The following is a 13,830-nucleotide window of genomic DNA, read 5'->3' as shown; positions in this document are numbered from 1 at the left end:
TTGGCCGCGCAACTGCGGTCCGGCGACGGGCTGATAACCCAGGACGGACAGATCCAGTACCGGGGTCTGCTCCTGGGCGAGGACACGCCGTACGTCGGCGAGAAACTGGCGGGCTGGGACGACCTCCCGGACGTGGACGTGGCCAACGTGGCCATGCCCGGCCAACACGGCGCGTGGCCCGGCCAGATGCTGGCCGGCACTCGGGTGCTCCAGTGGGATTTCTCCATCCTGCCGGACGACCCGGCCGACTTCCCGGCCGTCCTGGACCGGCTGAGGGCGGCCACCGCTCTGGGCCAGGAGGACCAGGAGCTGGTCGTCCAACTCGCCGGAACCCGGCGGGTGATGCGCGGACGTATCACCCGCCGCGCCCTCCCGGCGGACCGCCAGTACACCAAGGGGGAGCCGTCCGGCTCCCTGGTGTGGGAGTGCACCGACCCGCGCCGGTACTCCGTTGCGGAGGTCTCGGCGCTGGTGGGCCTGCCGCAGGAGGAACCCGGCCTGGACTGGGCCGGGGGGCTGGACTGGCCCCTGAGCTGGGGCACGGCCGGTTCCACCGGCACCGTGAACGTGACGAACGGCGGGGACGCGTTGACACACCCGGTCGTGGAGTTCCGGGGCCCGGTCGTGCGCCCGTCCGTGATCCAGGTGGAACGCGGCCTGGCCCTGGAGTACGACATCACGTTGGGGGAGCGCGACACGCTCACCGTGGACTGTGCGGCCGGGACGGTCATGCTCAACGGCTCCGCGTCCCGGCTCTACACGGCCACCCGCAACTCCGTACCGGAGCAGGCGTTCACGGTCGAACCCGGCTCCACCTCCATGACATTCCGCGCGGACATGACCGCGTACGACCCGCGTGCATCGGTGACCGTCCGGTGGCGCAACGCATTTTGGTAGCAGAGAGGTATGCCGGCTGTGACGGTTCGTAGTGGGTGGCTGGTCACCCGTGGGGCAAGCGGTAGCGGGGGCCAGACCCGGCAGGACACCCGCGTGGTGCCTATCGGTACCTTCACGCCCGCCGGGGAGCTGACGACCGTATCCGGTGTCCTGCCAAGCAAGCATCCGTTTAGCCTGCGCGTCGCCGGAGAGATGGAACTGACGGTGGGCGTCGGGCGCGCGGTGATCCAGGGCACGGAGGACCAGGGCGCCTATCCGGTGGCCGTCACGGCCCCGGAGCCCGTGACGTTCGCTCCCGGAGACGCCCAGTTCCCGCGCATTGACCTGGTGGTCCTGCGGGTCTATGACGACCCGCACGACTCCACCGGAGAAGTCAAAGCCGTGGTGGAGGTCATCCAGGGCGAGCCGTCGGCCAACCCCGCCGCCCCGCAGATGCCGGGCACCACCCTGCCTCTGTACGAGATCAAGGTTCCGGCCGGTGCGTCGTCGGGCACCGGTGGCATTCCCTGGGCTAAGAACGTGACCGACCGGCGGACGGTCACGGTCGCCGCAGGCGGTATCAGTATCGGCCCCACGCCCGCGGCCTACCCGGGCCAGTACCGCGAGTACGGCGGCATCCTGGAGCGCTCCAACGGTACCGACTGGGAGCCGGTGATCCGCCTCGGCTACGCCGGGCGCCTGGAGCTGGGGGACGCGGGCCTGTACCGCAGCGACACCAAAACCCTGGCGACGGACCAGCGGTTCGCGGCGCAGGTGGAGACGACCAACAGTTTCACCCCCTTGCCGGACTGGCGCGTCGAGTCGTTCGAGGCCAAGAAGACGTGCGGTGTGGTGCACATCGTTGCGGAGGTGGCGCGTACGGGGTCGAACATCACGGCCAACGCGTTCGGCAACATCGCGGACGAGCCCCTGTTCATCGTGCCGGAGGGATTCCGCCCCACCAAGAGCGTGGAGGCCATCGCCTGCGACGGCTACGCCGACGGCGGGGCCTACTTCAGCACCACCGGGCGCGTAGACCTGCGCTCCTGGTCCCCCAACGGCGTCATCTCAGGTCAGACCATGCGCATCACCCCCACCTACGTCCTCTAGGAGCTGAGTGTCCCAGTACCGCTACCTGTTCGCGGACCTGCGCACGGACCAGCTCCTGGACCAGCTCCCCGTCCAGGGCGCCAGCTTTGACGACTTCATAGGCAAGACCGGCGCCCTGTCCGGCACCATCCCTGTCGCGGACGCCGCGATGGCGGAGCGCATCAAGCGGGCCGTGATGCCCGGCCGTACGGCCCTGTGGGTCGAGCGGGGCCGGGACCTGTGGTGGGGCGGGATCGTGTGGACGATGACCCCGGGCGTGGACGACCGGGGCGCGGTGACCGTCGCCATCCAGGCGGCCACCTTTGACTCCTACTGGGACCACCGCATCCTCCGGGACACCCAAGAGGCCAAGCAGGCGGACCAGTTCGACATCGCGCGAGACCTGGCCACGTATGCCGGCCGTCAGGACGGCGGGGACATCGGTATCCGGATCGACTACACCAAGACCTCCGGTGTCCTGCGGGACCGCACGTATTCGCGGTACGACTCCATCCGCCTGCGGGAGGCCCTGGACCAGCTGGCGTCCGTGGAGAACGGGTTTGAGTGGCGCGTCCAGGTCTACCGCGACGCGGCTACCGGGGAGCGCGTCAAGCGTCTCCAGCTCGGTTACCCCGCCATCGAGGCCGGGGCCGCGCCGGTGATGCTGACCTACCCGGGCAACGTCCTGTCCTACTCCTGGCCCCAGGACGCCACCGGCATGGCCAACACGTGGCAGAGCCGGGGAGCGACCGACAACCAGAACCAGGCGGAGGACTCGCACCCGATCCTGTCCACGGAGTGGTCCTACCCGGACAAGCTGGCCCAGGGCTGGCCCCGCCTGGACGGCTCCAGCGACTACAACACCGTGGAGCGGCTGCCCACGCTCAACGAGCACGCCAAGGCGGACCTGGGCCTGGCCAAGGAGCCCGTGGTGATCCCGACCGTCAAGGCCCGGCTGGACGGGCAGGTGACGCCCGCGCTCCTCGGCTCCCCGGTCCGCCTGCGCATCCGGGACACCTGGTTCTCCAGCGGCCTGGACGCGGATTACCGCGTGGTCGGGCTGCACGTCACCCCCGCCCAACGCGGTCAGCAGGAAGCCGCGGAGCTGTATTTGGAGGCTGCCTGATGGCGACCATTCCCCAGGACATCAACGACCGACTCCGGCGTCTGGAACAGGAGTTGCGGGCCCTGACGACGGCCGCAAACCGGCGGCCGGCACTCAACCAGATCATGCACGGAGACGTGAAGATCGGAGAAGGCGGAAGCCTGTCCGTCCGCCAGCCCGGCGGCGCGGAAACCTTCCGTGTCGGCGAGGTGGGCCCCGTCGCGGGGGAACACGCCCTGGTGGTCCGGCGACGGGACGGCAAACTGGCCCTCTCGGTGTTCAGCGGCAGCACCGACGGCAACCGGCCCCAGGCCGTCCGGATCTATGACGCCCAGGAGAACGAGGTCTTCGCGGACGACGTGGAGGCCGGGGGCCTGGCCCGTCCGCACCTGCCCTTGGTCATGAGTCCGGCGCAGGCGGAGGACTGGCCGAACACCAACGCCACGGACTGGACGGACCTACAGGTGGGATGGCCCGAAGTCCAGCACCCGCGCATGTCGGTGTTCGCGCAAGCCTCCGGCAGCGGGGGCGGCGGAGACTTCCGCATCACCGTGGATGACGAAGTGGTGGCGGTCAGCTCCACCGGCACGCCTCTCCAGGCCACGTTCAAGGTCCCCAACTACGAGTTCGGGCGCTTCCCGGAGGTCAAGCTCCAGGCGCGCGCCAAGTCGTCGTCCGCCCGGGTGTGGGCGTGCGTACAGCGCCTGTACGGCGTCCAGTCCTGACCCCCAGTACATCCCCGTTACACGGCCCCGCCGGGCAGATTCGGCGGGGCCTTTGCACGACCACAGGAGACAGATTTGGCTTCGGCCGCAGACGTGATCCGCATAGCACGCGGAGAGATCGGCACCCACGAGGGCTACAGCGGGGGCCACTGGAACAACATCCAAAAGTACAGCCCGGCCGTCCCCGGACTGACCTGGAGCCAGGGCATGGCGTGGTGCGCCACGTTCGTCTCCTGGTGCGCGCAGCAGGCCGGGGCGTCCTCCCTGTTCCCGGTCACCGCAGCCGTGGCCGCCGCGCAGAACTGGTTCGCCTCCCGGGGCCGGTACTCGGCGTACCCCGCCATCGGCGCCCAGGTGATCTACGGGCGGTCGGCAAACTCGCACACCGGGATCGTGGTTGCCTACAACGGCGACACGATCACGTGCGTGGAGGGCAATACCAACACGAGCGGATCGGCGGAGGGCGACGGCGTTTACCTCAAGGTCCGCAACCGTCGGGACGCCTACGTTCACGGGTACGGCCTGCCGCAGTACCCGGAGGGCGTGACCACCGCGGACCCGGCCCTGAAGGGGCGGACTGGGTTCACGTACAAGGCGGCGGCCTCCGGCCCGTCGTCCAGTGGCTCCCACGCCGGGTCCGGCCGGGTCGCCCAGGTGACCGTCAAGGCGGGCCAGACCCTGGGCAAGATCGCGGCCTCCGCCGGGGTGTCCCTGGCGGCCCTCCTGGCGATCAACCCCCAGGTACACGACGCGAACGTGATCCACCCCGGCGACAAGATCAGCATCCCGGACCAGGGGAGCACGACCCCGGCGACGCCGGACCCCACGCCCGGCCACCCCGGCCCGTCGGCCGGAGGCTTCCCCGGACGTGGCTCCTTCGGGCCCGGCCAGTCCAACCAGTACGTGAACCAGCTCGGCCAGGCCCTGGTCCGGCACGGGTACGGCCGGTACTACGCGGTGGGCCCCGGCCCGACGTGGACGAACGCCGACCGGCGGGCCGTGGCGGCCTTCCAGCGGGCCCAGGGCTGGAGCGGGTCCGAAGCCGACGGCTACCCGGGCCCCGACACCTGGGCGCACCTGATGGCGGCGCCCACGCCCACCCCGTTCCCGGGCGCGGGCATGTTCGGCCCCGGCGAGTCCAACCGGTACGTGACCATCCTCGGCCAGGCCCTGGTCCGCCATGGCTTCGGCGGGGCGTACTCCATCGGCCCCGGCCCCCGGTGGACCGAATCGGACCGCCGAGCCACGCGGGCGTTCCAGCGCGCCCAGGGCTGGCGGGGCGCGGAGGCGGACGGCATCCCCGGCCCCGACACGTGGGCCCACCTGATGAGGTAGGCATGGACGACCGAAACGAGCTGGGCGGCGTCACCATCGGGGCCCGCGAAATCTATGACGAACTGGTGGCACTGCGCGGCGACGTGCGGAGCCTGTCCCAGACACACGCGGCCGTGGCCCAGACCCTGGACGACCACGAAACCCGCCTCCGGGGCCTGGAGCGCTGGCGCTACGCCCTGCCGGTGGCGGCCGTCACCTCCGCCGGAACCCTGATCGCGGCAGTGCTGAAGGCCACCGGCAAGGTCTAGTCACGGGCCCCAGTGGATCGCGGGACACCGACCTCCCGCGCTCCGCCGGGCCTCACCTAGCGTGCTGGCCGGCGGAGCGCTCCGTGACAAGGAGAGCCCCGTGTCCCACCCCCACATCGCGCTTATCGGCAAGGCCCGGTCCGGCAAGGACACCGTGGCCAGCATCCTGACCCGCCATGCCAGTTACACCCGCCTTGCGTTCGGCGACGAGGTGAAGCGGGCACTGGTCCGGCTGAACCCCCACGTCCCCCTCCGGTTCACCGGGGTTCCCGTGCGTCTGGCGGATCTCGTCCGGCGGGCGGGCTGGGAGACGGCCAAGGTCCAGTTCCCGGAGGTCCGGCGGCTCCTCCAGGAGTACGGCCAGACCGTCCGGGAACTGGACGCGGACCTGTGGCTCCGGCCGGTACAGGCCCAGGTCCGCCAGGGCACGCAGTGGAACATGCCGTGCGTCATCACGGACGTGCGCTACGCCAACGAGCTGGACGCCCTCCGGGAGGAGGGCGCCGTGGTCGTGCGGGTGAAGCGGCCGGGGGCGGGCCTGGCGGACGACGCGGGGGCCCACGAATCGGAAACGGAGCTGGACGGCGCGACGCCGGACCACGTGCTCCACAACGGCGGAACGCTGGCCCAGCTCCGGGCCAGCGTCCGTGATCTGTACACGAGCCTTGGAGGCTGAAACTTGTTCGACGTGATCCGCCAGGCGGTCCGGGACCACCCGGTCCGCGTACGGTCCGTCCTGGGCGCGCTCCTGGTCCTGGTCGGCCACTACATACCCGCCGTGGCGGACGTAGCGGTCAATGACCAGGCCGTGGACGCGATCACCTTCCTGGTGATCCTGTTCCTGGGAGAGGGCGCGTCCCGGAAGGTGGCGGCCAAGTACAACCCGGCCCCAGTGCCGGAGGCATCGGCGGGCGACGGCACCGGCCGGTAAGAGGGCAAGGGCCTGGACAGAACATGTTCTGTCCAGGCCCTTTTGCGTACCCGAAAGGGGAACCCGCGCGAGTTCATGTCTGTGTTAGCGTCGCCATTCCAAGCAACAGCGGGCCACGGAGATGAACATGGATACAGCCGCGCGCATCTGGGCGGCCATCGAAACCACCTGGGAAGTGCTCCAGGAGCGCCACCCGGACCTCCCGGACGTGCGCGTGGTCGTGGACGAGGGCGGGGCCCGCCACAACCTGGCCTGGCCCGATGCCCCCGGGGAGGACGCGCGGCCGGAGTTGCCCGTCCGCCACGAAACCCTCCGCGCCGGTCCCCGGGCCATCGTGGAACACCTCCTCCACGTGGCCACCCATGCACTGTGCAGGGTGCGAGGCGTGAGCGAGACCAGCAACCGGGGGATTCGGCACAACAAGCGGTTTAGGGAGATGGCCGCCGAGCTGGGTATGGCCTGGCCCCAGGGCGAGTCCCCGCACCCGACCAAGGGGTTTTCCCCGGTGCCGTTGACGGCGGAGGGGGAAGCGGCGTACGCGCCGGTGATCGCGGCCCTGGACGTCACCCTGGCCGGGGTGGCCCTGGAGGAGCCGGAGCGGACCGGCGGACGGTCGGGCGTGCGGCTCACCCTTCGGTGCGAATGCACCCCCGCACGCTCGTTTCAGATCGGGCCCACGGTCGCCGCAACCGGCCCGATCGTGTGCGGAGTGTGCGGCCAGGAGTTTACGGAGAAGTAAGGCCAGGGCGGGGCCACCGGCGATACGGTGGCCCCGCCCGTCGATTAGGGGAGAGAGATGGCCAAGACGCCCAAATACCTAGCGGTAGCTGAGCAGATCCGCGACGCGGTTCGACAGGGCACGCCGGGGGACACGATGCCCCGCGCATCGGACCTGGCCCAGACGTACGGGACGACCGCCCCGACCGTCACCAAGGCCCTGGAATACCTGGCCGGGGACGGGGTGCTGGTCCGCGACGGCGAGGCGTGGAAGGTGGCGGAGGGCCTGTTCTCCACCGACACGGACAGTGCGGCCGGCACTAACCCTGAGTCGCCGAAGACGGCGGACGGCGAGGCCGCCGGGAACGGCCAGGAGACGGCGGAGGAGCTGGCGGCCCGCATGGCCGCCAAGGCCCAGGAGAAGGGCGCGCAACCAGCGGTCCCGGACGCGCCGCGCGTCCTGGAGGGCCGCGTGGTCACGGAGCATGTGGACCCCGACGCCCAACGCGCCCTGAACCGCGAAGAGGTCGCCGCGGCCTTCCAGGAGGGCAAGGAACTGGGTCGCGCATGGCTGGAGGCGGAAGGCAACGCCACGGAGGCGAAGAAGGCCCTGGCCGCAAAGGTGATGGACCTCCGGGAGCTGTTCGAGCACAAGGGGAACCCCGACTGGAACGGTGACTCCCGCGAGTACCAAGCCGTGGTCACGCTGCTGTATCAGGACCTCAAGGTGGAACCGCCCCAGCGTCGCGCCGTCCTCCACCACCTGGAGAACTTGAAGCGCGAGCGCATCCCCGAAGCGCTGTGGGACAAGTTCGGCGTGTCTCCGCTCACCCGGGGCCAGCGCGCCCAACTGGAGAAGCGGGCGGGCAAGGCCAGTGATGAGGTGGGCGCCACGTCCAAGGCCCTGGCTGGGCAGGCGGCCAAGGGCAAGGCGACCGGCCATCAAATGGTGACGCTCGCCAAGCGCATTGACCACGGCCTGGCGGTGTTCACTACGACTTCGTTGCGAGTGATGACACCGAAGCAGCGCACGGCGTTCCACGACGACGTGAAGGCGGCCCGCGACCGGGCGGACGCGCTCCTCCGGGAGCTGGAGGGCCTGGACGAGTAACCGGCCACACCGCCAAGGGCCCGGCTCCACGGAGCGGGGCCCTTTCACGTTCCTGGGGGCGGAAAAACTGTCCCGGTTCCCTCCTTTCCTTACGAGCGGATCAGAGAAAGAAGGACGCCGGGGCAGTTTTCTTGCCCTCCGCTCCATCTGTCACGGCCCCCTGTGGATGCCTCCGTAAGCGACTGAGCGCGGCCCTTGCGGCCCGCGAGCGAGCGGAGAGACCCGTGGCAGTACTGAACACCATCAGCCGGTCCGGCAGCCGGTTCTACGTGGACCCGGAGACCGGCGCCAAGGCACCCGGCGTGACCAGCGTCCTGTCCATGCTCCCGAAGGGTTTCCTTCAGTTCTGGGCGGCCAAGGAGGTGGCCACGTCGGCCGTGGATAACCTCGGCGCGGTGGTGGGCCTGGCGCTGAATGACCGCGCGGGCGCCATCGACTATCTGAAGGGCGCACCCCGGAGGGTCACGAAGACGGCGGCCGACACCGGCAGCGCGGCCCATGACGTGTTCGAACGCCTGGCACGCGGCGAGGACGTGACTCGGGTCCACCCAGAACTCCGCGCGTACGCCGACCACTTCCGGGAGTTCCTGGACGCCGTGCAACCGGAGTTCCTGTTCCTGGAGGACGCCGTGTGGTCGGACCGGCATGTCTATGCAGGGTCGTTCGACGCCATCGCGCGTATCGGCGGGGAGACCGTCGTCCTGGACTGGAAGACGACCCGCTCCGGCGTGCATGAGGAGGTGGCGTTGCAGCTCGCCGCGTACGCGAACGCGGACCGCATCGTGAAGGCCGATACGGGGGAGTCCGTGGACATGCCGGCCATCGACGCGGCGGCCGTCCTCCACGTCCGCCCGGAGGGCTGGAAGCTGGTCCCCGTGCGGCACGCGCCGGAGCTGTTCCAGACCTTCCTTCACCTGCGGGCCGTCTTCGACTGGGAGCGGGAAGGCAAGCGCGGAGTGATCGGCCGTCCGGTCGCCTCCGGCGGGGAGGCGGAGACCGGCACGCAGCGGCGCTCGGCGTAGCGGCCGGGCCGGTGTCACGGCCCCCAGTGCATGGAATCAGCGAGAGGCCCGGCGGTCGTACGCCGGGCCTCTTTGCTGCCTCATTCCAAGCAATCTCCAAGGAGTGCCAGCAAGTGGCCCGCACCCTCCGTGTGTTCGACACCGACCCCAATGCGCGACCCAAGACGTTCGCCTCCGACTTCGTGGGCCGGTTCCGTGCGGGTCAGCAGCTCAATGGCCGCCCCCATGCTCTGAAGGCGTGGCGGATCACTACCGGTGACCCGGAGGTGGGTAAGGCCGTGGCCGCCCTGTACGGCGGCACCCCGCAGTCGTGGGAGACGACCAAGGAAGACAGCACGGAGGTTCTGACCGAAGCGGACACCGTCAAGGTGATCGTGGACGGCCCGGACGCCGTGACCTTCCGCATGGCCCTGTACGGCATGACCGGCAAGCCCATCCATGCGTGTGACGGCGTGGAGTTCACGGACTCGGAGGACCCGCGCCACGGCCAGCCGTGCGGCTGCCCCCAGACGCTCCAGGAGCGCAAGGCCGCCGCGAAGAACGGCCACGGCCCCAAGCCGGACCAGCGCCTGGAATTCCGGCTGGCCGATGACCCGGAGCTGGGAAAGTTCCGGCTCATGACCGGCTCCTGGGACTTCATGAAGTCCCTTGAGGGCATGTGGCGGGAGCTGGAGGCCGTCGGCGGTCCGGCCCTGTGCTCCCTGTCCCTGGAGCTGGTCGAGTTCACCACCAAGTCCGGCGTGGACGTGGCCTACCGAAAGCCGGTCCTCAAGGTCCACGGCCCAGCCCCGGCGGAGGCCGTCCCGGCCGTCCCGTCCCTGGCCAAGGCCGCGGACTCTGCCCCGTTCTGATCACGCACGGCTAGGCCGGCGGAAGCAATACGTAACTAGTGGGGCCAGGTTCACCACGGGCCTGGCCCCTTCCAAGAGGCGAACAACGTATGAAGGCGAACACCTTCGTGGCACTGGCTGCGGCAGACCCCTACAACCTGGAAGTGGCAGCGGGACTGTTTCAGGTGACGCTCAACATGAACCGAGACCGTAAGGCGCAATGGGGACTTGCGTGCATGGTCTATCGGAAGTTCGGAATAGTGCTTCGGCTTCCGGAGCCGGAGCTGGCGGCAGAGGAAGAGATCCGGGCGGCGGGCCACTTGTGCCACACGCTCCGGGGAACGGCACTGAAGTCCGCCCACTCCCACACCTACGCCCCCACTATGCGCCGGTACGGCCTGGAGCCGGAGCCGCTGGCGTACTTCGAATCAAGGCATGAGGAGAACTGAACCATGGCTAAGCGCGGCCATATCCACGACTTCACCGGCCAGGAAATCCGCGAGGGGGACACCCTGGTCTACGCGGCCCGCCGGGGCAACGGCGTACGCATGGTGGAGGCCACGGTCCTGCGGACCTACACCGAGCAGCACAAGGGCCGCATCTTCCCCATGCTGAAGGTCAAGCCCACCGGCAATGAGAGCGGGTGGGTCAAGCGGTCCACGTTCCGCGTGGAGACCGTGGCGGCCGAACACGTCGCGGTGACGATTCCGGCGGAGGCGGTGGCCGGTGTCTGACGTGCTCCTCCAGGTGCTGGCGGTCGTCGCCCTGGTCCTGGTCGTCCTCCAGCTCCTGGTCCTGGTCCACCTGGTCCGGCTCGTCCTCCGGAGGCGCCGGTGACCAACCGCGCCAAGGCCAAGGGAACGACGTGGGAGCGGGAGGTCCGGCACTACCTGAACACGGCTCTTGGCCAGTACGTGGACCACTGGAAGGACGCGGCCTATCCCTGGCGCGACCCGCACGACCCCGGCAACGTGACCCGCCCGGCCCAGACCGGCGTCCGTGACGTGGGGGACCTGCACGCCCGGCCGTTCGTCGTCGAGTGCAAGGCGGAGAAGTCCATCCGCCTGGCCGACTACGTACGCCAGGCCAACCGCGAGGCCGCGCACGCCGGATTCCCGTACGGCGTCGCCGTGGTGAAGGCGCCCCGGCGGTCCGTCGGCGACGGGTACGCGGTCATGAACCTGGAGACTTTCGCCCAGGTGCTGGCCACGCTCCGCGAGGCCGGCGGACGCACACAGTAAGCACTGACCTCCCCAGCGCGGGCGTGTCACGGACCCCAGTGAACGGGTCCGGACACGCCCGCTTTGCGTTGAGGAGAGACCTTGCCCACCCGCGACCTGACCCAGTTCCTAGCCCGCTTCCCCGAAGTAGTGGAGGAGCGCGGGGAGTACGGAGTCCCCTGCCCCGTCCACAATGATCAGCGACCGTCGCTGTTCTTCCGGCTGAAGGAGGACGGACGGCTCCTGGTGCGGTGCTGGGCCGGGTGCGAGCGGGACGCCATCCTGGCGGCCTTGGGGATGCGGGCGGCGGACCTGTTCGACTGGACGCCGGGCGAGGGCGCGCGGGTGTCGGCCAAGCCCACCCCCGGCGACCTCGACCCCGGGTGCCTGGCGGCCCTGGCCCAGTACGTGGACACCACGAACCTGGCCTTCCTCGACCCGGAGCACCCGCAGGCCCGGGACTACGTGCTCCGCCGGTTCGGCCTGGAGCCGGAGCGGGCCGTGGACCTCGGCCTGGGCCTGGACTACCCGGGCCTGGACGACCGGTTCCCCTACCGCTCCACGGCGTACGAGAAGTTCACCCGCCTCACCGTGCCGCTGAACGACTTCAGCGGCCGTCCCCGCGGCCTCCAGGGCCGGGACCTGACCGGGCAGTGTCCGGCCCGGTGGCTTTCCATCACCTCCCCGGAGGGCTCGGCCTGGGCCAAGTACGGCGTACTGCGGGCGGACTCCGGCTATGACACCGTTCTCGTCACGGAAGGCCCAGGGGACGGCCTGACAGGCGTAGCGGTTGGGTATGACGTGGTGTTCGTGCGGGGTGCGGGCCTGGCTCGCAACGCCGCGCTGATTGAGGAGCTGGCGCAGGCCCTGAAGGACCGGGATGTGGTCTTGGCCGGGGACCGCGACACCGCCGGAGCCGCCTTCACCGCCGCCCTGGCGGACGCCCTGGTCCGCGCCGGGGTCATGGTCCGTCGCCTGGAGATCCCGAACGCCGGGGACGACCTGACCGACTGGAGGCGACGCGACCCGGACGCCTTCCCCGGCCAGCTCCACGCGGCCGTCCGCCGGGCCCCGCTCCACGTCCTGGACCAGGAGCCGGAACCCATCGCGTCCGCCTCGACGGCGGAACCGTCCGCGCCCCTGCCGCTTACCGACCTGGGCAACGCCATGCGCCTGTACCGCCAGCTCGGCGGCCACGTGCGCATGGTGCCCGGCGTCGGGGTCTATAAGTGGCGCGGGACGCACTGGCAGCACGTACCGAAAGAAGCCCTGTACGCCGACGTGCGGGCCGTAATCCAGTCCCTGGAGGACGAGGACGGGCACGACCCGGAAAAGCGCTCCCGGTGGGCCCTGAAGTCCCAGGACTCCGGGCGGGTCAAAGGCATGGTGGAGATGCTGGCGAGCATCCCCGGCGTGTATGCCAGGGCGGACCAGTTCGACGCGGACCCTAACCTCCTGGCGTTCGCCAACGCCCTGGTGGACCTCCGCACCGGCCAGGCCCGGCCGCACGATCCGGAGGACATGAACACCTACGTTCTGGGCGTGGACTACCGGCCGGAGGCCCAAGCGCCGCGCTGGGAACGGTTCTTGGAGCAGTGTCACCCGCAGGCGCCGGACATGCCGGCCTTTCTGCAGAGCCTGACCGGGTACGGCATCACCGGGTACGGCGTCGAACGGATCTTCGTGATGCACGTGGGGCCGACGACCAACGGGAAGACCACGTTCACCTCCACCCTGGAGGAGGTGTTCCGGCAGGCCACGAAGCGGGCGGACGCGGCGCTGTTCCAAAAGCGGCGCGAGTCCGGCGGGCCCCGCGCGGACGTGGTGGCGCTGCGGGGCCGACGACTGGTGATCTCCTCCGAGTGGCCCGCCAACATGCCCTTGGACCAGGCCCTGATGAAGGCCGTCACGGGGGACCAGACGATCACCGCGCGCGGCGTGTACGCCCGCGAGGAGATCACGTTCCGGCCGGTGTGCCTGGTCCAGGTGGACACCAACTACGTGCCCGACGTGGACGCCACCGACGCCGCACTGTGGCAACGCGTGCGCGTCGTCCCATGGCTGGAGGACTTCCGGGGCCGCGAGGACAAGCACCTGGCCGCCGCGCTCCGCCAGGAGCGCGAGGGCATTGCCGCGTGGGCGGTGCGCGGCGCCATGAACTGGTACCGGGAGTACACGGCGGGCCGGGGCCTGGCCTTCCCGGAGGCCGTGGAGCGGCGGACCGCCCACTACCGCGACACCAGCCACCCCTTGTCCGGCTTCATCGGGGAGGAGTTCGTGGTCCAGGACGGCGCGCGCGTTCCCCGGACGGACACCTGGGACCGCTACCGGACATGGGTGGAGGAGTGCGGCATCCGCCACCCGATGACGCGCAACAAGTTCTACGACGCCATCCGGACCTTCCCGGGTGTGCGGGAGGCCAAGGTCCACGGCGTCCGGGTCCTGGCGAACCTGGCGGACTGCCGCGCGGTGTCACGACCCCCGGTGGATGCGGGTACCTCAGACATCTTCGGCCAGCCCAGGAACAGCGCGTAAGCGTGCCGCATACGAGGGCCGTCCCATCGGGGCGGCCCTCGTGCACGTTACGGAGCGTTGGGCCGGCGGCCGACGCACAGTGACGG

16 protein-coding genes are annotated in these 13,830 nt (G+C 70.2%); all 16 read left to right on the top strand.

From position 1 onward, the window contains the following. The 16 genes from ACZ53K_RS29300 (at position 1) to ACZ53K_RS29225 (ending at position 13,744) form a co-directional block, all read left to right on the top strand. On the top strand, positions 1-897 hold the full coding sequence (locus tag ACZ53K_RS29300; RefSeq protein ID WP_468842214.1) for a phage distal tail protein: 897 nt from the start codon (positions 1-3) through the stop codon (positions 895-897). A 96-nt stretch (positions 898-993) separates the two neighbouring features. Further along, positions 994-1,986 carry a hypothetical protein gene (locus tag ACZ53K_RS29295; protein ID WP_468842211.1) on the top strand — a complete coding sequence of 331 codons (993 nt, stop codon included), beginning with the start codon at positions 994-996 and terminating at the stop codon, positions 1,984-1,986. A gap of 7 nt (positions 1,987-1,993) precedes the next feature. Next, on the top strand, positions 1,994-3,091 hold the full coding sequence (locus ACZ53K_RS29290; RefSeq protein ID WP_468842208.1) for a hypothetical protein: 1,098 nt from the start codon (positions 1,994-1,996) through the stop codon (positions 3,089-3,091). Further along, a complete protein-coding gene (locus ACZ53K_RS29285; RefSeq protein WP_468842206.1) occupies positions 3,091-3,795 on the top strand; it encodes a hypothetical protein in 705 nt (234 codons plus the stop codon). Before ACZ53K_RS29290 ends, ACZ53K_RS29285 begins: the two co-directional genes overlap by 1 nt. 75 nt (positions 3,796-3,870) lie before the next feature. Next, entirely contained in the window at positions 3,871-5,130 is a 1,260-nt protein-coding gene (locus tag ACZ53K_RS29280; protein ID WP_468842204.1) for a peptidoglycan-binding protein, read from the top strand. A 2-nt stretch (positions 5,131-5,132) separates the two neighbouring features. Next, positions 5,133-5,378 carry a hypothetical protein gene (locus ACZ53K_RS29275; protein ID WP_468842202.1) on the top strand — a complete coding sequence of 82 codons (246 nt, stop codon included), beginning with the start codon at positions 5,133-5,135 and terminating at the stop codon, positions 5,376-5,378. 100 nt (positions 5,379-5,478) lie between these two features. Beyond that, positions 5,479-6,054, top strand: coding sequence for a deoxynucleotide monophosphate kinase family protein (locus ACZ53K_RS29270; RefSeq protein ID WP_468842200.1), 576 nt, complete (start codon positions 5,479-5,481; stop codon positions 6,052-6,054). A gap of 3 nt (positions 6,055-6,057) precedes the next feature. Next, positions 6,058-6,309: a hypothetical protein gene (locus ACZ53K_RS29265; protein ID WP_468842198.1), complete on the top strand. Its 252-nt coding sequence runs from the start codon at positions 6,058-6,060 to the stop codon at positions 6,307-6,309. Between the two features lie 127 nt (positions 6,310-6,436). After that, the gene (locus tag ACZ53K_RS29260; protein ID WP_468842195.1) at positions 6,437-7,048 is read left to right on the top strand and encodes a hypothetical protein; all 612 of its coding nucleotides are present in this window, start codon (positions 6,437-6,439) and stop codon (positions 7,046-7,048) included. 57 nt (positions 7,049-7,105) lie between these two features. Further along, positions 7,106-8,137, top strand: a complete 1,032-nt coding sequence (locus ACZ53K_RS29255) for a GntR family transcriptional regulator (RefSeq protein ID WP_468842193.1) — start codon at positions 7,106-7,108, stop codon at positions 8,135-8,137. Positions 8,138-8,361: 224 nt separating this feature from the next. Next, positions 8,362-9,159 (top strand): hypothetical protein, encoded by a 798-nt coding sequence (locus tag ACZ53K_RS29250; RefSeq protein ID WP_468842190.1) that lies wholly within the window; start codon positions 8,362-8,364, stop codon positions 9,157-9,159. Between the two features lie 113 nt (positions 9,160-9,272). Beyond that, positions 9,273-10,010: a recombination directionality factor gene (locus ACZ53K_RS29245; protein WP_468842187.1), complete on the top strand. Its 738-nt coding sequence runs from the start codon at positions 9,273-9,275 to the stop codon at positions 10,008-10,010. A gap of 89 nt (positions 10,011-10,099) precedes the next feature. Beyond that, the gene (locus tag ACZ53K_RS29240; protein WP_468842185.1) at positions 10,100-10,438 is read left to right on the top strand and encodes a hypothetical protein; all 339 of its coding nucleotides are present in this window, start codon (positions 10,100-10,102) and stop codon (positions 10,436-10,438) included. 3 nt (positions 10,439-10,441) lie between these two features. Continuing rightward, positions 10,442-10,723 carry a hypothetical protein gene (locus ACZ53K_RS29235; protein WP_468842183.1) on the top strand — a complete coding sequence of 94 codons (282 nt, stop codon included), beginning with the start codon at positions 10,442-10,444 and terminating at the stop codon, positions 10,721-10,723. Positions 10,724-10,822: 99 nt separating this feature from the next. After that, the gene (locus tag ACZ53K_RS29230) at positions 10,823-11,230 is read left to right on the top strand and encodes a hypothetical protein (protein WP_468842180.1); all 408 of its coding nucleotides are present in this window, start codon (positions 10,823-10,825) and stop codon (positions 11,228-11,230) included. 81 nt (positions 11,231-11,311) lie between these two features. After that, the gene (locus tag ACZ53K_RS29225; protein ID WP_468842178.1) at positions 11,312-13,744 is read left to right on the top strand and encodes a DNA primase family protein; all 2,433 of its coding nucleotides are present in this window, start codon (positions 11,312-11,314) and stop codon (positions 13,742-13,744) included. Positions 13,745-13,830: the final 86 nt, after the last annotated feature.

It is taken from the genome of Streptomyces sp. NPDC033221 (assembly GCF_055577005.1).
The sequence above is the reverse complement of the archived record's forward strand: the minus strand, read 5'-3'. Positions and strand labels throughout refer to the sequence as shown.

Coding starts and splice junctions, on each gene's coding strand:
- ACZ53K_RS29235 (WP_468842183.1), top strand. CDS start 10,442: ATGGCTAAGCGCGGCCATATCCACGACTTCACCGGCCAGGAAATCCGC.
- ACZ53K_RS29240 (WP_468842185.1), top strand. CDS start 10,100: ATGAAGGCGAACACCTTCGTGGCACTGGCTGCGGCAGACCCCTACAAC.
- ACZ53K_RS29255 (WP_468842193.1), top strand. CDS start 7,106: ATGGCCAAGACGCCCAAATACCTAGCGGTAGCTGAGCAGATCCGCGAC.
- ACZ53K_RS29260 (WP_468842195.1), top strand. CDS start 6,437: ATGGATACAGCCGCGCGCATCTGGGCGGCCATCGAAACCACCTGGGAA.
- ACZ53K_RS29275 (WP_468842202.1), top strand. CDS start 5,133: ATGGACGACCGAAACGAGCTGGGCGGCGTCACCATCGGGGCCCGCGAA.
- ACZ53K_RS29285 (WP_468842206.1), top strand. CDS start 3,091: ATGGCGACCATTCCCCAGGACATCAACGACCGACTCCGGCGTCTGGAA.